Raw genomic sequence first — 20,303 nt, 5'->3', positions numbered from 1 at the left:
TATACAGGATTAACGGTTAATTATGGCGAACGCTCCTCGGTCCACATCAAAAAGCAGCACAGCGAAGTCTTCCGACGCTGGAAATAAGCGTGCCTTAGTGATTGTGGAGTCGCCTGCAAAAGCGAAAACAATCAACAAATACCTCGGTTCGAACTACATTGTGAAATCATCTGTCGGTCACGTGCGTGATTTGCCGACAGGCGGCTCTGCCAAAAGTACAGAGAAAAAGCCAGCAACGCGAACCAAGCTGACTGAAGCAGAAAAAGCGGAAAAATCACAGCAGGCGTTGATTAACCGTATGGGCGTAGACCCGGAACACGATTGGAAAGCCAAATACGAAGTCCTGCCTGGCAAAGAACATGTGGTTGCTGAACTGAAAAAACTGGCCTCGCAAGTCGATGAAGTCTATCTGGCAACGGATTTGGACCGTGAAGGGGAAGCGATTGCCTGGCATTTAAAAGAAGTGATCGGCGGTGATGATTCACGTTACCAGCGTGTGGTCTTCAACGAAATTACCAAAAATGCCATTCAGGAAGCATTCAAGCATCCAACCCGTCTGGATACCAACAAAGTCAATGCTCAACAGGCACGCCGTTTCTTGGACCGTGTTGTAGGCTTTATGATCTCGCCATTGCTGTGGGAAAAAATTGCCCGTGGTTTATCGGCAGGTCGTGTGCAATCCGTTGCAGTAAAACTGGTGGTTGAGCGTGAACGTGAAATCCGTGCCTTTATTCCTGAAGAATACTGGCAAGTATTTGCTGATACCAAAGCGAAAAAAGATGACATTCGCCTGGAAGCAGTGAAGCAAAATGGTAAGACCTTAAAGCTGCACAATAAAGCTGAAACTGATGCTTTGTTGAGCCTGATCAAAGATGCTGAATACAAGGTGATGAGCCGTGAGGATAAACCAACCAAGGTCAATCCAAGCGCGCCGTATATCACTTCAACGCTACAGCAGGCAGCCAGCACACGTTTAGGCTTCTCGGTGAAGAAAACCATGATGCTGGCCCAGCGTCTGTATGAAGCTGGCTTTATTACCTATATGCGTACTGACTCCACGTTCTTGAGCGATGATGCAGTCAATATGGTACGTGGTCACATCGAATCTGAATTTGGTGAAAAATACTTACCAGCCAAGCCAAACCGTTATGGCAATAAAGCCGGTGCGCAGGAAGCTCATGAAGCAATTCGTCCTTCAACTGTTGGCTTAAAAGGTGATAGCTTGGTCGGTGTGGAACGAGATGCACAACGTTTGTATGACCTGATCTGGCGTCAGTTTGTTGCCTGCCAGATGACACCTGCTGAATATTTATCTTCTACGATTTTAGTCGATGCCAATGGTGTGGAGCTAAAAGCCAAAGGCCGTACGCTGGTATTTGATGGTTTCACTAAAGTTCGTGGTGCCAACAAGGCAGATGACGATATTTTATTGCCAGCTGTCAAAGTGGGTGAAGTCCTGAAGCTAGAGAAACTTGATCCTTCTCAACATTTCACTAAACCACCTGCACGCTTCACTGAAGCATCCTTGGTAAAAGAGCTTGAAAAACGTGGTATCGGTCGTCCTTCGACCTATGCCGCGATTATCTCGACCATTCAAGACCGTGGTTATGTGAAACTGGATAACCGTCGCCTGTTTGCTGAAAAAATGGGTGAGATCGTTACTGATCGTCTGGATGAAAGTTTCAACAACCTGATGAACTATGCTTTTACAGCAGATCTTGAAGGTCAGCTGGATAAGGTGGCAGATGGTGAACGGAACTGGAAAGATCTTTTAGACAGCTTCTACGGTGACTTTAAGAAGCGTTTGACCAATGCACAGGGTGAGAGCGGTATGCGCCGTAACCAGCCGGTAGAAGTCAATGCCGTACACTGTAAAGAATGTGAACGTCCAATGCAGATCCGTACCGGAACGACAGGTGTATTCTTGGGGTGTTCAGGTTATAACCTGCCGCCTAAAGAGCGTTGTAAAGGCACACTGAACCTGACCCCGGTTGAGTCTTTGGCTGCACTGTCTGACGATGATGCCGCTGAAACTGCTGATCTGATGTCGAAAAAACGTTGTCCGATCTGCTCAACTGCGATGGACAGCTACGTCATTGATGGCGGTCGTAAACTGCATATCTGCGGTAACAACCCGGACTGTGCCGGTTTTGAACTGGAAGAAGGTGAGTTCAAGATCAAGGGCTATGATGGCCCAACCATTCCATGTGACAAATGTGATGGCGAAATGCAGCTGAAGACTGGCCGTTTTGGTCCTTATTTTGCCTGCACCAGCTGTGAAAATACCCGTAAGGTTTTGAAAAATGGTCAGCCTGCGCCACCGCGTGTTGATCCAATCAAGATGGAACACTTACGCTCAACCAAGCATGATGACTTCTTTGTCCTGCGTGATGGTGCCGCAGGTCTGTTCCTGGCAGCGAGCAAATTCCCTAAAGTACGTGAAACCCGTGCACCGAAGGTGGCGGAACTACGTACCGTTGCAGAGCAGCTGGATCCGAAGTATCAGTTTATCTTGCAGGCGCCAGATGTAGATCCTGAAGGGAATCCAACCTTGGTGAAGTTCAGCCGTAAGAACCAGTCGCAATATATTGGTTCAGAAACACCTGAAGGTAAGCAAACCAAATGGTCGCTGGTCTACCAGGATGGAAAATGGGTTGAAGCCTAAAAGCTAAAAGTAAAAAATGCCGACATCAGTCGGCATTTTTTATGGCAGAATAAATTTTAGAAATTTGATTAATAATAAAATTTGGGGAAGGTGTGGATATTCAAACAAAAAAATTCGCAGTGCTCATTGATGCGGATAATTCATCGATTAATGCAATCGCATCAGTATTAGAAGAAGTTGCTAAATACGGTATTGCCAGTGTTAAACGTGTTTATGGAGATTGGAGTAGTGAAACCTTAAAAAATTGGCGCGATGTTTTGCTTCCACATGCAATTACACCTGTACAGCAATTTGCCTATACCAAAGGTAAAGACGCAACAGACATGATTCTGATTATTGATGTTATGGATTTACTTTATGCAGGTGCATTAGATGGGTTCTGTATCGTATCCAGTGATAGCGATTTCACGCCCTTAGCTTCACGTATTCGTGAAAATGGTCTCACCGTCTATGGTTTTGGCAAAAAAGCTACTCCTGAAGCATTCAAAAAAGCTTGTGACAAGTTTATTTATATTGAAAACTTACTTGTAGATAGTGAAATTAAAAATAATGAGGATAGTGAAGAAACAGACTTAACCGATAAAAAAGTTTCGGATATTAGCAAGACAAGTGGACAAAAAACCATATCTGCCCAAAAGGAAATTCAGTTACCTGAAGGGATGGACCGAGCCACACTTAATTTAATTTATAAAGCTGTAAAAGATAATGCAGATGAAAATGGTTGGGCCAATTTAAGTATGGTTGGGCAATACATAAGTGCGGTAAAACCTGATTTTGACTCTCGTAATTATGGTCGTGCCAAACTTTCTGGGTTAATCAAGACTTTAAATCTTTTTGAAACTAAAATTGAAATGAGCCAGATGTTTCTTAGAAAAATAAAAAAACAGAGTGCTTAAAGCATGTGGAAAAAAATCCGAATCCTGATTCTGCTACTGATTTTATTTATGGTCGCAGTCAATGCCTATCGTGACCAAAACCAGGACTGGTCCAAGCCTATTTTTGTCTTGTTGCATCCAATTAATGCGGATGGTTCAGCAGCTACCCAACAATATATTCAGCAACTCTCGGCTCAGGATTTAAATGGAGCACAAGAATATCTGGAAAAGGCTGCGCAGCAGTATCGTGGTCAACCAACATATTTCTATTTTAATCTTGGACGTGAACTGAAAGAATTACCACCTAAAGTTCCTGAGCAGGCCTCAGTTATAGATACCATTTTCTGGAGCCTGAAATTCCGTTTCTATGCCTGGCAACAGCAGCAAAGCTCAGATCCTTCGGCCAATGTGATCTTATATTTAAACTACTATGATCCGGCACAGCATAAAGTGTTAAAGCATTCAACGGCTTTACAAAAAGGCCGGATTGGTTCAGTAAATCTGTTTGCTTCCAGGAAACAGACTGAACAAAACAAGATTGTCCTTGTACATGAGCTATTACATGCTTTTGGAGCCAACGATAAATATGATCTGGCGACCGGTCAGCCGATGTATCCTGTGGGATATGCATTTCCTAATCAGCAACCTTTGTTTCCACAAGCCAAAGCAGAGCTAATGGCAGGTCATATTCCCATTTCTCAAACAACTAGCAAAATGCCAGAATCTTTAAGTCAGACTCTAATTAATGAGATCACTGCGATTGAATTGGGTTGGAAACACTGATTGGATAATGCTGAATTTACCCAGAACTTTAGTCGTGCTTGTAAATAAATTTGATACTGGCTTATGAGCTTATAGATAGACTGAAACTTCTAACCATAAAATATTAATAATTGAGAAGAATATGCATACTTTTGTCCTGGCTCCCGATTCCTTTAAGGAAAGTATGTCAGCCGAGCAAGCGTGCCAAGCTATGCAACGCGGTGTTTTGCAGGTCTTTCCTGATGCATGCTGTATCGCTGTGCCTATGGCAGATGGTGGTGAGGGAACAGTAGATGCCTTGCTGCGCTCCTTGGATGGTCAATGTATTACTTGTACGGTGACTGGGCCTTTAGTGACTCAGCAAGTTTCAACTTATTTTGCCATAGTCGATTATGGTCGAACTGCCGTCCTTGAAATGGCCAAAGCCAATGGCATACATTTGCTCGCAGCAGAACAACGTAACCCCATGCTGACCTCAACCTATGGCACAGGAGAGATGATCAAACAGGCATTAGATCGCGGTATTGAAAAAATCATTATTGGACTTGGTGGTAGTGTCACCAATGACGGCGGTGCCGGGATGGCACAGGCATTGGGTGTCCAGTTTTTCAATAGTACAGGTGAAGCGATTCAGGTCTGCGGCGGTAATCTAGATCAGATTAATCAAATAGATATTTCCCAGTTAGATGCTCGTTTGAAAAACACCCAAATTCTAATCGCTTCTGATGTCAATAATCCACTGTGTGGACCGAATGGCGCTTCGGCAATCTTTGGGCCGCAGAAGGGAGCAACTCCGGAAATGGTGCAGCAACTGGATCGTAATCTCAGCCATTTTGCTGATCTGGTCGAAGCAAGTTTAGGTATTTCTATAAAGAATGTAGCAGGCTCGGGTGCAGCGGGTGGTTTGGGTTTTGGCCTTATGGCATTTGCGGGTGCCAAGTTGCAATCCGGTGTGGAATTGATTATTGAGCAAAGCCGATTAGCCGAAAAAATTGCTCAAGCGGATTATGTGCTGACTGGTGAAGGCAAGATTGACAGCCAGACGGCCTTAGGCAAAACACCGTTTGGCGTTGCTCAGGTCGCACAGCAGTTCAATAAACCGGTGTTAGCTTTTGCTGGTCTGGTGGGTGAAGGAATTGAGTCTTTATTTGATGCCGGCTTTAGTCAGATTGTGGGAATTAATCCACCAGATTGTAGCTTGGAAGAAGCATTAAAAAATGCGGAAGTGAATCTGGAAAAAGCAGTGTCTAAAACTATTAAAAATATTTGGGAACCGAGGACTTAGTTTTCTCTTGCAAGATAGTCATTGCTGCAAAAGCTTTACATAATGGTAGATAATAATGCGTAAGCAGATCTTACTTTTCCTGGATGAGAGGCACTGCTTTGCAAGGTAACAAAAATCCTTTGCTGGATTGAGGGTATATCCCTATACCCCAATCCAGACGGCATCCATGCCGTCGACCCTATAGCAAATCTAGAGATAAAATTGGGTGCTGTTTTAGCGCGGATGAAAAGCCATAATTATAAGAGTGATCTGTTAAACTACACGCATCCACAGAATGATGAGTGATCATGAGTTTAGCCACCCTAATAGATGAACTGAACCCCCAACAAAAACAAGCTGCGACGACTGAAGCAAAGCACAGTTTGGTCTTGGCTGGGGCGGGCTGTGGCAAAACTAAAACCATCGTCGCACGTGCAGCTTATCTGATCGATCAGGGCGTACCCGCCAATCAGATTCAGATTTTGACTTTTACCCGTCGTGCAGCCAGTGAAATTGTCGCGCGTGTGGAATTGGCTTTGGGGGATGAGGCCAAAGGTCTGCGGGCATCGACTTTCCATACCTTCTGTATGTATCTGCTTCGCCGTATTCCCAAAGCATTTGGACTGGAGCAGTTTTCGATTATTGATCGTGATGATCAGTTGATGATGTTCCGCCTGATTCGCGGACGTGATGACAAGAAAAACCCGAATTACCTACCCAAGCCACAAGAGTTGTGTGACCTGTATTCCTTTGCACGAAATACTCGGCAGAAACTGAGTCTGGCACTGGAAAAACAAATGCCGGAATATCTGGCGCTGAAAGACCAGATTGCTGACATCATGAAAGAATACGAAACACGTAAAAAGGCACGTAGTTTCCTGGACTATGACGATATTCTGGCAGTGGTCGCGAGTGCATTGGTACAATCAGAAGGACTGGTGGATTATGTCGCTTCAATTTGCCGTCATATGCTGGTCGATGAGATGCAGGACACCAATCCATTGCAATGGGCTTTGCTAGAACCCCTCAAAGATCATATCAGCCTGTTCTGTGTTGGAGATGATGCACAGTCAATTTATGGCTTCCGTGGTGCGGACTTTGAAAATATTCACCATTTCAAAGAGCGTGTGCCTGATGCACAGATTTTTAAACTGGAAAAAAATTACCGCTCGACTCAGGAAATTCTAGACCTGTCCAACTGGCTGCTGGATCAATCCGAAATTAAATATGACAAGCGGCTGGATGCACATCGGGGTGAAGGCATTAAGCCAAAAATGCATATCTTCCCGAACGAGTTTGATGAAGCCAAATGGATCGCCATCGATATCAAAGAGCGTCATTACTTACAAGGCAGTAAATGGTCTGATCATATGGTGCTGGTGCGTTCCAGTTTTGCGGCACGCCATATTGAAGCGGCCTGTATTGCTGCCAATGTGCCGTATCGCTTTATTGGGGGGATGAAGCTGTTAGAAACCGCACATGTTAAAGACTTGTTGAGTTTACTGCGTGTAGTTGCCAATTCGCTGGATGATATTGCCTGGATGCGTTTCCTGACGCTGTGGAATGGCGTAGGTGATGTCGGTGCCAGCAAACTGTCACAGCAACTCTTGGCAGAGCCTGAGATGGATATCATTGCAGACAAGCTGGAAAAATTTGGCAAGATTCCATTGGAATCCATTCTGATCATGAAGCAGATGACTGTGTTAAAAACAGAAGTTGAAGCCTGCGTCAGCCTAGCCATTCAGGCCATCGAAAACCAGCTCGCCGAGAATTATAAAAAAGACTGGAATCGCCGTCAGGGTGATTTTGAACTGGTCAAGCAGCTGGCTTCCAAACATACCCAGCTGAGCGAGTTTCTGGAAGAGTATGTACTCGATCCGGTATCGATTTCTGAAATTGAACGCCAGTCAGATCCTGATGTGGTGACTTTAATCACCATCCATTCTGCCAAGGGTACAGAGCAGAAGGTCTGTTATGTGGCGAATGTGACACCGGGACAGTACCCTCATGCGCGTGCGCAAGGTGATTTTGATGATGTTGAAGAAGAACGCCGGGTGCTGTATGTGGCATTGACCCGTGCGCAGAATGAGTTGATTTTGACAAAACAGAATCTGAATCACTGGGCACGCGAAACCGTGGATGAGCAGGGCCGTAAAGTAGAGAGTTATTTTATGAATGACCTAACTCGCCAGCTGTGTACTACGGAAACCCATTACAAGACCCGTCAGCAAACCGTGAAAAGTGCCTTAATCGAACGCCAGTCGATTAATTTAGATTTTGGCATTGATCTCGATTAAACTAGACAGATGTTGTTGTATGCAAAAAGTAGAGTAGGCGAGTGCTTTTTGATGTTTTTTGCCTATCTTCTTAAGGTTATCAAATGAAAATTTTAGTTCGTAACTTGGAACGTACTGTGAGAGAGACTGAGTTACTGGAATTGTTCAAGCAATATGGCACAGTAGATACTTGTACGCTGGTGCTGGATGCTGAAACTGGTAAGTCTAAAGGCTTTGCCTTTGTAGAAATGCCGCATGGCCGTGAAGCAGTTAAAGCGATCAAAGGTCTGAATACCTTGCGCTTACATGGTACAGGCATTCGTGTGAAACAGGCTGAAGAAAAGCCACAGGCGTAAATAGAAAAAGGAGCAGATAATGCTCCTTTTTTATGGAAATAACTTTTCTGAATGACCAAATAGTTAGAGCTTCTGGTTGAATAACTCAATCCAAATTTTATTATCCATTCAATAAAATAGAGTTCTGTCATAAATCATTTTTTAATCATTATAAAGCGAAGCAGTGCATCTCATTCCAGAGGGATAAGGGGCTTTAAATATCTATTTAAGTATGAATAGAATGATCATTTTTTGATTTATGAAAGAGCTTTAATGACTCCTCAAAAATTAAAATAAATTGCATTAGTAATTCAGCCCGGTTGTTCATATTTCCTGAAAAAATCAATAAATAAAATAAATTCCATTGTAAAAATAATGATCTGGTCTTAAGTTATAAAAGCCAAAATTTGTTTTAACACTTAGGAAAAATCCATGACTCGTGTTGCTCGCTATCATGCGGACCGTACCAATCAGAAACTTTATTTCGCCCGCCTTGCCTGTCAGCAGGCAGAGCAAACCGATCATGTCCAGCAGGCTCAGGCACATCGTGAATCAGCAGTTTTTCATTTGCATGGTGCAGTCCTGGCTTTTTTGCAGGAACTGGTGCGTTACTACCGTTTAAATGATCTGAGTCCGACCTTGAAATCGATTGAAGAGCAGATGGCTGCGAAAGGGCAGATCTCTCCAGAAGTCACCGTAATGCAGCAACTTTCTAAAGACGGCTTTATCGCTGAGCTGAAGCGTGCTTATCGTTTGTGTCAGTACACACCCGAGCCGAGTGTGCCGGAGCCTGAAGATGAAACATCTTCTAAACTGATTATTAAAGTCACTCAAACACCTCAAGCGTGGTTACCAGATACAGCAATCCTGCGTGAATGGCATCGAGACCTGACACAATTGATTGATGGTTTTCGCAATGAGATGGTGGAATTTTAATCCGACCAATGGCCCTTGAAATTGAAATTATTAACCATATATCCAATAAACAGCGATGCAAAGTGATTCTGCGCTTTGCCACCATGTTGAACATGGAGGACATATGTCTATAGAACAATTGAAAGAACTATTTGGTAGTCAAGAAGCGATTTTAGAACTCGTTCAACTGGAAAGTGGTGAGTTAGCATTACGCAATGCAGGCTCAGAAAAACAGCCATTGGTCATTATTCAGTTTAATGATGAAGTAAAAGCACTTCTCGGTGATCAGACCCCGGTGGTTGCTCAGCATATGATTCAGGCGGCTTTATTTGGCCTGCTCGAAAAGCAGGCAAATGAGATGCAGGCTGAAATTATGGATGAAAAACCAAAATATTTAAGTTGACTGCTCTCCCATTCTAAATAAAAAAGCGCACTTTAAAGTGCGCTTTTTTATTGGATTTATTTCATTATTAAATATATACCAAAAAAAATAATATGGATCACTGTGGTTAACCAAAACTTTTTTCGGAACTCTTGTTTTTGTGATTTATGTCTTAAACTGAGCTGAGCAACTAAAGCACCTATCCAACCACCAAATAAACTCAGATTATGCAGAGTTTGCTCTGGTGTACGACGTTTATTGTTTTGGGCTGATTGTTTATCTTGCCAATAAGCGAAGAACGTGATGAGGTTAATCACTGCATAATAAACTAAGACCCAAACCGAGATTTGTCCTGTCAAAAATAGAACTAATAAGGTAAGAATAAATGGGTAAGCTGCAATTTTAGACAATAAGCTTTTGCCACCTTCTTGTTGTTGATGGCGTTGGTCTCTTAATCGTTGACGTTCATAATCATGTAAAAACTGAATATTGGTTGCTTGTAAGTTTTTCTTAGTCCCTTGTACAACATTATAAATCAGTTCATCACCATCTACAGGGCGTCTGGTCTTATAACTAAAATTTTTAATATGAACAAAAACACGTTCTGAAGTTTCATGGGTAGTCGCGAATCCAAAGCCTTGGTCATCTTTCCATGTGGTTAATTTACCTTTATAACGCATACTATTCCCCCACAAGAATCCTGTTTAAAAGACTTTAAAATCAAATATAAAAGTCTATAAGTTATTTAAATTAGGAGTTTATTATAAAGTCGATCAATTTTTTTGTCATAAAAAAGGCAGATACTCATGATCTGCCCAATTTAAAAAATTAAAATTTAATGTGCCGAACCATGTTGATGAGCCATCTGAATCTGATGCAGGATATGACGACTCATGTTCTTCGCCATTTCTTCTTTAGCATAGTAGACCGCACCCACATTATCGCGGCGGATGACTTCAGCTTCTTCCTTACTTTCGGCACAGACCAGTACCTGAATTTCAGGATTTAAAGTTTTGGCAATATCCACGATTTTATGAATATCCAAAATATCCATAGGGGAAATGACCAATAGACGTGCATGCTGAATATGCGCCTGAATCAAGACGCCTGGTTCAGTCGCCACACCCGATACCGCTGCAATGCCTTTGGCACGCAATTTTTCAACAATCTCCCGGTTTTCTTCAGCAATCACAACTTTAATATTTTGTTCCATCAAGGAAGTCGTGATGCGACGTCCCACTTCACCATGGCCGACAATCACTACCTGATCGCGCAGGTAGTCCTGGGATACTTCATCAGGCAGCATGGCCAGTGGATCGCCACTGCGCTCCAGTAAACGCGCCAGGTTGGAACGTTCGCGAATCCATTTCTGTACTGGTTCAATGGCAGCGAAAATAAAAGAGTTCAGGGTAATTGAAATCAAGGCACCCGCCAGAATCAGGTTTTGCCCTTCCAGTGACAGCAGATTTAGCGATACCCCAAGTGCAGCAAGAATGAACGAGAATTCACCGATTTGCGCCAGTGACGCACCCACTGTCAGCGCTGTGTTGATTGGATAACGGAAGAACAGTACCAATGCCATCGCAGCAATGGTCTTACCAATCATAATAATGGCAACAACCGCCAGCACATGCAGGGGTTGCTCAATCATAATCCGCGGATCAAACAGCATACCAACAGAAACGAAGAATAGAATCGAGAAAATTTCACGTAGCGGAAGGGTTTCTTCTTCTGCACGATGGCTGAAATCAGATTCTTTCACGACCATACCCGCAAAGAATGCACCTAGTGCCATAGAGACACCAAAGACTTTGTAGGCACCAAAGGCAATCGATACAGCAGCGGCCACAACAGTTAGCGTAAACAGTTCACGTGAGCCTAGACGCGCGACAACCTGCATGATCATTGGTATTAGACGTTTACCAACAATCAGCATAAAGGCAATAAAGCCTGCGACCTTGAGTAGGGTAATGCCCAAGGTGAGCCAGATATTCCCATCACTGCTACCTTCCAGTGCCTGACCACCGAGTAAAACTGCGGTTGCAGGAAGTAACACCAGTGCCAATACCATGACCAGATCTTCAACCAACAGCCAGCCTACAGCAATCTTACCGTTAATGGATTCAAGCAGACCACGGTCTCCAAGTGCTTTTAGGAGCACGACAGTACTGGCACAGGAGAGACTTAAACCAAAAACAAGCGCAGAACCAAAACTCCAGCCCCAGAGCATGGATACACCAACGCCAAGCAGGGTAGCCACTGCAATTTGCAGGATCGCACCAGGCAGGGCAATGCGCCTTACCTGCATCAGGTCATTTAAGGAAAAGTGCATCCCGACACCAAACATCAGGAACATGACGCCTAATTCGGCAAGCTGGTTGGCGAGCTGGATGTCACCAACCACCCCAGGGGTATTGGGGCTAATCAGGATCCCGGCAATCAGATATCCGATCAAGGGAGGTAGACGCAAGCGCGCAGCGATATAGCCGAATGCCAGCGCCAGTCCAAAGCCTACAGCCAGTAATATGATGAGATCTACGTCATGTGGCACTAAACACTCCTTTAAGGTGAATTTTAAAATTTCAGTTTTTTATGGGAAATAAGCACAAAAAGTGCCAAAACAAAAAGAAAGTTTATCAAGCTGAATAAAAAAAATGCAAAAAAAAACGACCCTAAAAGGTCGCTTTTTTTCAAAAAACTAAAATTATTTAATTTTAGCTTCTTTGAAGATCACGTGTTGACGGATTTTTGGATCAAATTTTTTGATTTCCATTTTTTCCGGCATAGTACGTTTGTTCTTAGTAGTGGTATAGAAATAACCTGTACCAGCTGAAGAAACTAAGCGAATCTTATCACGCATTGTCCTGACTCCTTACTTAGATCTTTTGACCTTGAGCACGAAGGTCAGCAACAACCTTTTCAATGCCCAATTTATCGATAATACGCATACCTTTAGTAGTAAGACGAAGACGTACGAAACGTTTTTCGCTTTCTAACCAGAAGCGGTGTTGGTGCAGGTTCGGCTCGAACCGGCGCTTAGTTTTGTTGTTGGCGTGTGAGACGTTGTTACCAACGACTGGACGCTTGCCGGTAACTTGGCAAACCTTAGACATGGTGTAACTCCATTGATTTAGCCAACAGCAAATCTGTATGGCCAGTCAAAAATAAACGGATTGAATTCATTCAAGGGGCGTTTTATACCAAAAATGCGCTTAAAAGACAAGCGATTTTGTCTAAAACCGGGCATGAGTTGGTGCAACAGCTCATGCCTTGATCATTTATCGAAGAAGAGTCTTCGAAATCAGTTTATGAATCGGCTTATTAAACGGCGGGAGAATGTATTTCAAGCTATACAGCTTAGGATTGGACATTACAGACCGTTCATGCGACAAACTGAAGAAGCCTTCTGGCCCATGGTATTTACCCATCCCCGAAGCGCCAACGCCGCCAAATGGCAGGTCATCCTGTGCAACATGAGTGAGTACCGTGTTCTGGCCGAAGTGCCCTGAATGGGTACGCTGTGCGACATAATCGGCACGCGCCTGATCAAAGTCGAAATAGTATAATGCAAGTGGACGCGGACGGCTATTAATAAAGTCGATTACATCGTCAATTTGATCATATTCCATGATTGGCAGCAGTGGACCAAAGATTTCATTTTTCATGATATCCATATCTGGCGTCACATTGGTCAGAACGGTCGGTGCTATTTTACGCAGATCTGCCGGTGTTTCATTACGCGGGTTGATTTCAATAATCTGGGCGCCATGTGCACGTGCATCTTCCAAATAGCCTTGCAGACGATTGTACTGCTTGTCATTCACAATCGAAGTGTAGTCCTGATTATGGGTGATATCCGGATACATGGTTTCCACATAGCTACGGAAATGATCGATAAATTCAGCGGTTTTACCACGTGGCAGGAACATGTAGTCAGGGGCCACACAGGTTTGACCAGCATTCCAGAGTTTACCTACTGCAATACGCTCTGCCACATCTTCAATATCAATAGATGGATGAACCAGTACCGGAGATTTGCCCCCCAGTTCCAGAATCACCGGCACCAGATTTTCTGCAGCTGCTGCCATCACGGTTTTACCCACCGCGGTTGAGCCGGTGAAAATCATTTTATCGAAAGCCAAGCGACAAAAGGCATCAGATACTGTACCGCCACCCGTAATCACTGCGACCAGTTCTTTCGGAAAGGCTTCCGCCAAGGCTGTTTCAAGTACAGCTCCAAAATGAGCAGAGGCACTCGAAATTTTTATCATGGCATGGTTGCCTGCAGCCAGTGCACAGACCAATGGGCCAATCGAGAGGAGTAAAGGATAGTTCCAGGGTGCAATAATGCCGACCACGCCCAACGGCTGGTACTGCACCCAGGCTTTGGCTGGCTGGTGAATAATGCTGACGTGACGCTTGGATGGTTTCATCCAGCCAGTCAGATTCTTGCTGTAATATTTGATGTGTTCCAGGCAGGTCAACAGTTCCCCGATTTTGGTTTCCCCAATCGAACGGTTACCATAATCCTGATTAATTGCATCGGCAAATTGATCTTGATACTTAACTAAGATACGCTTAAGTCGAGCTAAACGATCGATACGTTCCTTTGCAGTCGGCAACGGGTAACGTAAGTAGGCATGTTTTTGTTGTGCCAGAATGTCATTAAGGCACTGGCTGTCAAAAAAATGTGGTGTCATTAATGTCGTTTTTGTGTGACTGTTCATGCAGCACTACCACTTTTAAGAAAATCGATTATTTATTTTTAGAGTAAATACTCTAATTAGTCAAGTTACTTTGTGTACTCGACCGTCAATGCGCTGCTGGTGCGTGCGGGTATATGAACTGAATGGTTATTTTAGGATGTCCCAAACCAAAACGTTGAAAACGAAAGAACGTATTTTGCAGCTCAGTTTGCAGTTATTTAATGAGCGTGGTGAGCGTTCTGTTACGACGAATCATATTGCTGCTGAACTCGGTATGAGCCCGGGTAACCTGTACTATCATTTCCGTAATAAGAATGAAATCATCAAGGAACTGATGGAGCAGTACCAGAAGGAAACCCTGGAAATGCTGGCATTACCGGATGACCGTCCACTGGATGCCAATGACAAGATCCATTATTTTCAGGTGCTTAGCAGCCAGTTATGGGCCTATCGTTTTCTGCATCGTGATGTTTATCACCTGGTGGAAAATAATGAAGACTTCCGTAAGCTGTATCCGCGCTTTGCGGGTGAAGTCATGCAGCAGGGACAAAAAATCTATAAAGCCTTTGTCAATGCTGGCTTAATGGAAATGACTGATTCGGAAATTGAAGCCTTAATTATCAACCTGTGGATCGTGCTGACCAACTGGACCAACTTCCTGTATATGTCTGGTCATATTACCGACTCGAACCATCTGGAAGAAAAATGGGTATGGCAGGCATTGCGTCAAATGGTATTCCTGGAAGGTGCCTATCTGCGTGGTGAGAGCCGTCATACCTATGAAAGCCTGTTGAACTCTTTTGGTTCTTCCGAGCTTTTTGCCAGTCTGTCATCCGCTAAAGATCGGGAAACTGAACAAACTATTCAGAATAATTAAGAAACGCGCTAGAATACTCGGCTTATTTTTTAATTTATCTGATTAGTGACGTTTACCAACATGAATATGACGACTGCTAACACCGCACGTTTATTGATTACTTGTGAAGACAAGCCGGGCATCGTGCAGGCTGTTTCAAGCTTCTTGTATCATCAGGGCGCCAATATTACTGCGCTTGATCAATACGCGACAGAAGCTCAGGGCGGACGTTACTTCATGCGTGTTGAGTTTGAACTCGATAACCTGCAAAGCCGTAAAGAAAGCCTGTTACAGACTTTTGCTGTCAATGTTGCGGAACGCTATAACATGCATTGGCGTCTGGCGCTGGTAAGTGATGTGAAAAAAGTCGGCATTCTGGTGTCTAAAGTTGATCACGCTTTACTTGAGCTGTTATGGCGTCATGCACGTGGCGGTCTGCCATGTGAAATCACCAAAGTGGTATCGAATCATGAAACGCTGCGTGAATCGGTTGAAAATTTTGGTATTCCATTTGAAGTAGTACCAGTGACTAAAGACAATAAACGTGAAGCTTATGCAAAAATTGATGAGCTGATGCAAGGCAATGATTTGTTAGTACTGGCGCGCTATATGCAGATTCTGGATGAAGAATTTGTACAAAAATGGGAAATGAAAGTGATCAACATTCACCATTCATTCCTGCCAGCGTTTGTCGGTGCAAATCCGTACAAGCAGGCTTATGAAAAAGGTGTGAAACTGATTGGTGCGACTGCCCACTATGTAACGGCTGATCTGGACCAAGGTCCAATCATTGAGCAGGACGTAGAGCGTGTAAACCATGACTTTACTGTAGAGCAGCTGCGTGAACTGGGGCAGGACGTAGAGCGTAATGTACTGGCGCGTGCCGTAAGATGGCATCTGGAAGACCGTATTATTGTGGATGGTAACAAGACAGTGGTATTCCAATAAGTCTTGCATCATCATTCAAAAAGGCATACTTTAAGTATGCCTTTTTTTATTTGAGTTGTTTCTCTCATTTGTCGAAAAAAATGAAGAAAGTTGGGGATTGTTATTGCAAATGAAAACCCTTCTCATTTATTATTGGCGTACTTTAATTGTGCTAACCGATGAGCTTGATTATTTGTTTCATATCATCTCTTCAAGGTAAAAGATTTAATGAGCCAAGTTGCTTCTCCTATGATGCCTACTCCACCCAACCAGATGAAAAAGAAAGTCGCAGCTGTTATGGCAGCTGTACTGGTGGGACATGTTGGCCTATTGTGGGCTGTCAGCCAGATGGAAGCACCTGACCTCAAGCCTGTAGACAAGGAGCCGATGAAGGTTCGCTTTGTAAAACTGCAGGAAGCACCAAAACCATTACCTCCGAAGCCAAAGCCTGAGCCGAAGAAAGAGCCGCCGAAGCCGAAAGAGGTCAAGATTGTTGAAAAACCGTTGCCACCACCTCCGAAAAAGGTGGAAAAAATCCAGGAAGTGAAGAAGGCTGAAACACCTAAGGTTGTGGCACCACCAGTTGAAGCAAAACCAACGCCAAGTCCGGTTGTACCAACGGTTGTGAAAGAAACCAAAGTCGCTCCGACACCTCCACCAGCACCTGTTGCGCCACCGGCACCACCTGCGCCTCCTTCTCCTAAGAGTGTTTCTTTGGGTGGTGGTGTGACCTGGTTGCGTACGCCAAAAGTATCGATGTCAGCAGGTGAATTGAAAAGTTCCTGTTCCATGGTGGTGGATATCTCAGCGAATGAACAAGGCAAGGTAGTGGCTGCGACAGCACGTAATTCAAGCTGCAGCCCTTCGATTAACCGTAAGGTCGAGTCTGCTGTACGTCGTGCACAATTAACCAAATATGTTGAAAATGGTGTTGCTTATCCAACACGTGTTGAGCAGCCCTTTGACTTCCAGATTACCAGATAACGGCTAACCCATTAGGAGTTCGAATATGAACTTTTCAGTTTATTGGCAACATGCTGATGCAGTCAGTAAAACACTTTATTTTGTGTTACTGGCAATGTCGATTGCGACATGGACGATCTTTGTACTGCGTTTACTCGGTACGCGCCAACTCAAGCAAGTGGCTTATGCACAGTTATCTGATGCCCTAGATAAACTGAAATCAAAAATGGCGCCTTTGGGCTTTGAACAACGCAAAGCCGTAGCTGAACAAGCATTGCTACGCCAGATTGCAGCTGAAAAAGCCAATGCAGAGAAAGGTGTTTCAGTTCTGGGTACCATCGCATCGATTTCACCTTTCATTGGTTTATTCGGTACAGTATGGGGTATTTTCCATGCACTGGTAGCAGTGGGTAAGAGTGGTCAGGCAGGTCTGGCTCAGGTGGCAACACCAGTAGGTGAAGCACTGATCATGACGGGTCTGGGTCTGGCAGTGGCGATTCCAGCTGTATTGGCTTATAACATCGCGGTACGTTTTAACCGTGGTTTATCGCATGAACTGCAGGACCATGCTCATAGCTTATTGATTGATACGATGCTGCAACAGGAATCTGCCAAGAAAGCTGAAACCAAAGTTGCACAAGACAGTTTAGTGGGAGGTCAAGTTTAATGGCTTTTCAATTGGGTGAAGACAACGATGTAGGCATGAATGAGATGAATCTCATTCCCCTGATCGACATTATGTTGGTATTGATGATCATCTTCCTGGTGACAGCGACCGTTGCGAACCCATCAATTCCATTAACCTTGCCACAAACGACTGCGGAAATTATTGATCTTCCGCCAGAGAACATTACCATCAGCATTAACTCTCAGGGTGATGTGGCATGGAATGGTGATGTGCTTAGCCTGGAACAGCTGGAAACCCGTTTCAATGAAGCTGGGCAGGCAGAGCGTCAGCCAACGATTGTATTGAAGGCGGATAAAGAATCACGTTACGACACCGTTGCTCAAGTGATGTCACGCGCGAGTGGAGCCGGACTCACCGATATTGCTTTTGCAACCGATAACTGATTTTTCCAAGATCAAAAAGAGCGACCTGAGATGGTCGCTTTTTTTATGACAATATTGCTTTACTTCAACAGTTCTACAAATTTGGCACGTAGCTTGTTGAGCTTTGGGGGAATGGCAAAGTTGCAATAACCCTGACTTGGGTTTTTGGCAAAAAAGTTCTGATGATAATCTTTAGCTGGATAGAAGGTCGGAGCAGGACTGAGTTCAGTGACTATATTTAAACCTTCAGCCTTCAGTGCATCAATAGTTTCTTGTGACTGCTGTTGCTGTTCTTCGTTCAGATAGTAAATAACAGAACGATACTGTGTACCGACATCATTGCCTTGGCGATTGAGCGTTGTTGGATCATGCGTGGCAAAGAATACATCCAGCAATTGCTTAAAGCTGATCTGACTTTCATCGAAATCAATCAGAATCACTTCTGCATGGTTGGTATCACCATTACAGATCTCTTCATAGGTTGGATGAGTGGTATGTCCACCGGCATAGCCACTAACAACTTTGTTGATACCACGAATTTGCAGGGATACCGCTTCGGTACACCAAAAGCATCCACCACCAAATAGCGCCTGTTGCATAATCTTGTCCTTAATTTCGAGTTTCTGTTTCTATTCTACGCTGTAAATATCAAATAGAAAAAAGCCTGTAAAAACAGGCTTTTTATTTAAGCTTTAGCGCGGTTGTACCGGGCTTGCCAGCTGGATGACTGGGTTACCATAGCTATCGAGCAGCTTCAGGGTTTTACCAAAAACCTGATAATGGGTTACTTTAGCCAGGGCTTCATTAAATTCCTGATCCAGATTGTCATTGTTCAGACAAGCCATTTTTGTACCCGCCATCTGGCTAAGATTCAAAGTGTCTTTGCCGGCAGTATAGCTGCCCATAATGCGGTTACAGCCATCGGCACCGCTAACACGCTGAGTGGCAGCATCAAATTGCAGGCTTGGAATATTACGTGTGGTAGGTGCAGTGGTGATTTCTGTACTGCCAATGTGAGTGACAATCCAGGTGCGGTTCTGAAGTTGCTGCAGATTTTCAACCGCTTGGGAGGAGGTCTGGTCTGGTGTGGTTTGACAGCCTGTTATGGCCAGCGCTGAAACGAACATAGCAATTGCGGTCACTTTTTTTAACATTGGGCTTACTCTTTTTCTTTGATACATCACTGTATATAAACAGAAAAAATAGAATGATACCAATACAATTTGTATCTTCGGGCTCCCGGGATGATAGGTTCTATTCTGCTTTTGGCGCAGGTAATCCTTGCCGCAGTAGGGCAGAATATTGTTCACTACTGACCTGAGCAAATTCTTTGACACGTGGGTTTACATGCGCTCGAGCATACCAGGTGCTTAAGTCCCAATCCTGATTTAGCGCTTGCAGGTCATACATATAATTCGGCAAATAACCCGACGCCAGCAGGCGATAATCTGTTGGTAATGGTTTCTGGGAAACAGCCTGAACCATATCAAACACCAGGGTAGTGCAATTACTGGTTAGAGTGTTATACCACTTCGGCTGTTGAGCCAGATCATCCACCTTGTGGAGATATTCTTTGAAAAGCGCCTTGGCTTGTGCCTGTGGCATATTAACCGGAAAAAAATATACCTGCTCACCGCGGGTGTTGCTACGGGTGTAGATAATATCCCGTTCATCAGCTGCCACCAGACTCAGCTCAAACTTGCGGAAGAAGCCGCCGATAGCAGAGAAATCTTCATTTTTTTCCTTACGGATTTCTATCGAAAAGGTCAGTGGCTTCTGGTCAGCAAAGTCAAAACTCACCAAGGTATGGGCAATATGCGGTCCCATCCAGTAAGAGGTGATGACATTGACCCCGGTGATCTGATTTAAATTGATGCTGCGACTTTCCCAGCGCTCAATATATTTCCCATTTGGCAGCCAGACAAAATTACGCACATTATGTAAGGTGACTTGATCGCCTTGTTGTTCATAACTGAGAATACGGGCAACTTCAGGATTCCACTCCCGGTCCTGACGAGCGTCCAGACTGAAATACCAGAACAGGCTAAACAGAAAAGCCAGAATATAAAGAAGGGTATCTACACCACGTGAAATCAGATGACGGCTAAAATAAATGCCGAGAACTGCACAGGCTAAAACAATCCAAAGACCAATCAGCACAGAGCTGCCAATCATGCCTAAGGGTTGCTGTACCCAAATCGCAAGGCACAGCCATAGACTTGATGCGATGACAAACAGGGTAAATACTGCATTCAGTAACCAGAATAGCCAGTGAGGTGCAGGATTTCCCTGTATATGCATAATTGAATCTTTAATTAAAAATTATT

General features: G+C 44.0%; 21 protein-coding genes. 13 read left to right on the top strand and 8 right to left on the bottom strand.

Features of this window, described 5'->3' with window-relative positions; all coding sequences use genetic code 11:
• Positions 1-22 precede the first annotated feature (22 nt).
• From topA to FSC11_RS12760, 8 genes are all read left to right on the top strand, one after another.
• Positions 23-2,665: a type I DNA topoisomerase gene (gene topA, locus FSC11_RS12795; protein ID WP_008303258.1), complete on the top strand. Its 2,643-nt coding sequence runs from the start codon at positions 23-25 to the stop codon at positions 2,663-2,665.
• A 92-nt stretch (positions 2,666-2,757) separates the two neighbouring features.
• The gene (locus FSC11_RS12790; RefSeq protein ID WP_004813289.1) at positions 2,758-3,561 is read left to right on the top strand and encodes an NYN domain-containing protein; all 804 of its coding nucleotides are present in this window, start codon (positions 2,758-2,760) and stop codon (positions 3,559-3,561) included.
• Positions 3,562-3,564: 3 nt separating this feature from the next.
• Positions 3,565-4,323 (top strand): hypothetical protein, encoded by a 759-nt coding sequence (locus tag FSC11_RS12785; protein WP_163167289.1) that lies wholly within the window; start codon positions 3,565-3,567, stop codon positions 4,321-4,323.
• Between the two features lie 121 nt (positions 4,324-4,444).
• Positions 4,445-5,587, top strand: coding sequence for a glycerate kinase family protein (locus tag FSC11_RS12780; protein ID WP_163167287.1), 1,143 nt, complete (start codon positions 4,445-4,447; stop codon positions 5,585-5,587).
• 287 nt (positions 5,588-5,874) lie between these two features.
• Positions 5,875-7,863 carry an ATP-dependent helicase gene (locus FSC11_RS12775; protein ID WP_163167285.1) on the top strand — a complete coding sequence of 663 codons (1,989 nt, stop codon included), beginning with the start codon at positions 5,875-5,877 and terminating at the stop codon, positions 7,861-7,863.
• 83 nt (positions 7,864-7,946) lie between these two features.
• On the top strand, positions 7,947-8,198 hold the full coding sequence (locus tag FSC11_RS12770; protein ID WP_163167283.1) for an RNA recognition motif domain-containing protein: 252 nt from the start codon (positions 7,947-7,949) through the stop codon (positions 8,196-8,198).
• A gap of 411 nt (positions 8,199-8,609) precedes the next feature.
• Positions 8,610-9,113, top strand: a complete 504-nt coding sequence (locus FSC11_RS12765) for a DUF6586 family protein (protein WP_004813280.1) — start codon at positions 8,610-8,612, stop codon at positions 9,111-9,113.
• Between the two features lie 103 nt (positions 9,114-9,216).
• Complete coding sequence (locus tag FSC11_RS12760; RefSeq protein ID WP_103800898.1) at positions 9,217-9,495, top strand: hypothetical protein; 279 nt, start codon at positions 9,217-9,219, stop codon at positions 9,493-9,495.
• A gap of 56 nt (positions 9,496-9,551) precedes the next feature.
• Here the strand turns inward: FSC11_RS12760 and FSC11_RS12755 are convergent, their stop codons facing one another.
• From FSC11_RS12755 to FSC11_RS12735, 5 genes are all read right to left on the bottom strand, one after another.
• Positions 9,552-10,154: a DUF1294 domain-containing protein gene (locus tag FSC11_RS12755; protein ID WP_004890290.1), complete on the bottom strand. Its 603-nt coding sequence runs from the start codon at positions 10,152-10,154 to the stop codon at positions 9,552-9,554.
• A 155-nt stretch (positions 10,155-10,309) separates the two neighbouring features.
• Positions 10,310-12,025 carry a cation:proton antiporter gene (locus FSC11_RS12750; RefSeq protein ID WP_004890287.1) on the bottom strand — a complete coding sequence of 572 codons (1,716 nt, stop codon included), beginning with the start codon at positions 12,023-12,025 and terminating at the stop codon, positions 10,310-10,312.
• Between the two features lie 153 nt (positions 12,026-12,178).
• The gene (gene rpmG / locus FSC11_RS12745) at positions 12,179-12,334 is read right to left on the bottom strand and encodes a 50S ribosomal protein L33 (RefSeq protein WP_001205031.1); all 156 of its coding nucleotides are present in this window, start codon (positions 12,332-12,334) and stop codon (positions 12,179-12,181) included.
• A gap of 16 nt (positions 12,335-12,350) precedes the next feature.
• Positions 12,351-12,587, bottom strand: a complete 237-nt coding sequence (gene rpmB, locus FSC11_RS12740; protein WP_004813275.1) for a 50S ribosomal protein L28 — start codon at positions 12,585-12,587, stop codon at positions 12,351-12,353.
• Between the two features lie 165 nt (positions 12,588-12,752).
• A complete protein-coding gene (locus FSC11_RS12735; protein ID WP_163167281.1) occupies positions 12,753-14,201 on the bottom strand; it encodes a coniferyl aldehyde dehydrogenase in 1,449 nt (482 codons plus the stop codon).
• A 136-nt stretch (positions 14,202-14,337) separates the two neighbouring features.
• Here FSC11_RS12735 and FSC11_RS12730 point away from each other — a divergent pair, with 136 nt between their 5' ends.
• From FSC11_RS12730 to FSC11_RS12710, 5 genes are all read left to right on the top strand, one after another.
• Entirely contained in the window at positions 14,338-15,057 is a 720-nt protein-coding gene (locus FSC11_RS12730) for a TetR/AcrR family transcriptional regulator (RefSeq protein WP_008302057.1), read from the top strand.
• Positions 15,058-15,117: 60 nt separating this feature from the next.
• Positions 15,118-15,984, top strand: coding sequence for a formyltetrahydrofolate deformylase (purU, locus tag FSC11_RS12725; RefSeq protein WP_004813265.1), 867 nt, complete (start codon positions 15,118-15,120; stop codon positions 15,982-15,984).
• Between the two features lie 207 nt (positions 15,985-16,191).
• A complete protein-coding gene (locus FSC11_RS12720) occupies positions 16,192-16,947 on the top strand; it encodes an energy transducer TonB (RefSeq protein WP_163167279.1) in 756 nt (251 codons plus the stop codon).
• Between the two features lie 25 nt (positions 16,948-16,972).
• The gene (locus FSC11_RS12715) at positions 16,973-17,593 is read left to right on the top strand and encodes a MotA/TolQ/ExbB proton channel family protein (RefSeq protein WP_163167277.1); all 621 of its coding nucleotides are present in this window, start codon (positions 16,973-16,975) and stop codon (positions 17,591-17,593) included.
• Positions 17,593-17,997, top strand: a complete 405-nt coding sequence (locus FSC11_RS12710; RefSeq protein WP_004813257.1) for an ExbD/TolR family protein — start codon at positions 17,593-17,595, stop codon at positions 17,995-17,997. Before FSC11_RS12715 ends, FSC11_RS12710 begins: the two co-directional genes overlap by 1 nt.
• Positions 17,998-18,056: 59 nt before the next feature.
• Here FSC11_RS12710 and msrA read toward each other — a convergent pair whose 3' ends face one another.
• The 3 genes from msrA to FSC11_RS12695 form a co-directional block, all read right to left on the bottom strand.
• Entirely contained in the window at positions 18,057-18,575 is a 519-nt protein-coding gene (gene msrA / locus FSC11_RS12705; RefSeq protein ID WP_163167275.1) for a peptide-methionine (S)-S-oxide reductase MsrA, read from the bottom strand.
• 93 nt (positions 18,576-18,668) lie between these two features.
• Complete coding sequence (locus FSC11_RS12700; RefSeq protein ID WP_163167273.1) at positions 18,669-19,130, bottom strand: META domain-containing protein; 462 nt, start codon at positions 19,128-19,130, stop codon at positions 18,669-18,671.
• Positions 19,131-19,230: 100 nt separating this feature from the next.
• Positions 19,231-20,277, bottom strand: a complete 1,047-nt coding sequence (locus FSC11_RS12695; protein ID WP_163167271.1) for an Lnb N-terminal periplasmic domain-containing protein — start codon at positions 20,275-20,277, stop codon at positions 19,231-19,233.
• Positions 20,278-20,303: the final 26 nt, after the last annotated feature.

The organism is Acinetobacter schindleri (genome assembly GCF_010918895.1).
In the GTDB taxonomy this organism is placed as follows: Bacteria; Pseudomonadota; Gammaproteobacteria; order Pseudomonadales; family Moraxellaceae; genus Acinetobacter; species Acinetobacter schindleri.
Note: the sequence above shows the minus strand (reverse complement) of the source record. Positions and strands in the feature narration are given on the sequence as shown.

Bases quoted from the DNA above. Each gene is read 5' to 3' on its own strand.
- topA (WP_008303258.1), top strand. From the start codon at position 23: ATGGCGAACGCTCCTCGGTCCACATCAAAAAGCAGCACAGCGAAGTCT.
- FSC11_RS12785 (WP_163167289.1), top strand. From the start codon at position 3,565: ATGTGGAAAAAAATCCGAATCCTGATTCTGCTACTGATTTTATTTATG.
- FSC11_RS12780 (WP_163167287.1), top strand. From the start codon at position 4,445: ATGCATACTTTTGTCCTGGCTCCCGATTCCTTTAAGGAAAGTATGTCA.
- FSC11_RS12775 (WP_163167285.1), top strand. From the start codon at position 5,875: ATGAGTTTAGCCACCCTAATAGATGAACTGAACCCCCAACAAAAACAA.
- FSC11_RS12770 (WP_163167283.1), top strand. From the start codon at position 7,947: ATGAAAATTTTAGTTCGTAACTTGGAACGTACTGTGAGAGAGACTGAG.
- FSC11_RS12765 (WP_004813280.1), top strand. From the start codon at position 8,610: ATGACTCGTGTTGCTCGCTATCATGCGGACCGTACCAATCAGAAACTT.
- FSC11_RS12760 (WP_103800898.1), top strand. From the start codon at position 9,217: ATGTCTATAGAACAATTGAAAGAACTATTTGGTAGTCAAGAAGCGATT.
- FSC11_RS12755 (WP_004890290.1), bottom strand. From the start codon at position 10,154: ATGCGTTATAAAGGTAAATTAACCACATGGAAAGATGACCAAGGCTTT.
- rpmG (WP_001205031.1), bottom strand. From the start codon at position 12,334: ATGCGTGATAAGATTCGCTTAGTTTCTTCAGCTGGTACAGGTTATTTC.
- rpmB (WP_004813275.1), bottom strand. From the start codon at position 12,587: ATGTCTAAGGTTTGCCAAGTTACCGGCAAGCGTCCAGTCGTTGGTAAC.
- FSC11_RS12735 (WP_163167281.1), bottom strand. From the start codon at position 14,201: ATGAACAGTCACACAAAAACGACATTAATGACACCACATTTTTTTGAC.
- FSC11_RS12730 (WP_008302057.1), top strand. From the start codon at position 14,338: ATGTCCCAAACCAAAACGTTGAAAACGAAAGAACGTATTTTGCAGCTC.
- purU (WP_004813265.1), top strand. From the start codon at position 15,118: ATGAATATGACGACTGCTAACACCGCACGTTTATTGATTACTTGTGAA.
- FSC11_RS12720 (WP_163167279.1), top strand. From the start codon at position 16,192: ATGAGCCAAGTTGCTTCTCCTATGATGCCTACTCCACCCAACCAGATG.
- FSC11_RS12715 (WP_163167277.1), top strand. From the start codon at position 16,973: ATGAACTTTTCAGTTTATTGGCAACATGCTGATGCAGTCAGTAAAACA.
- FSC11_RS12710 (WP_004813257.1), top strand. From the start codon at position 17,593: ATGGCTTTTCAATTGGGTGAAGACAACGATGTAGGCATGAATGAGATG.
- msrA (WP_163167275.1), bottom strand. From the start codon at position 18,575: ATGCAACAGGCGCTATTTGGTGGTGGATGCTTTTGGTGTACCGAAGCG.
- FSC11_RS12700 (WP_163167273.1), bottom strand. From the start codon at position 19,130: ATGTTAAAAAAAGTGACCGCAATTGCTATGTTCGTTTCAGCGCTGGCC.
- FSC11_RS12695 (WP_163167271.1), bottom strand. From the start codon at position 20,277: ATGCATATACAGGGAAATCCTGCACCTCACTGGCTATTCTGGTTACTG.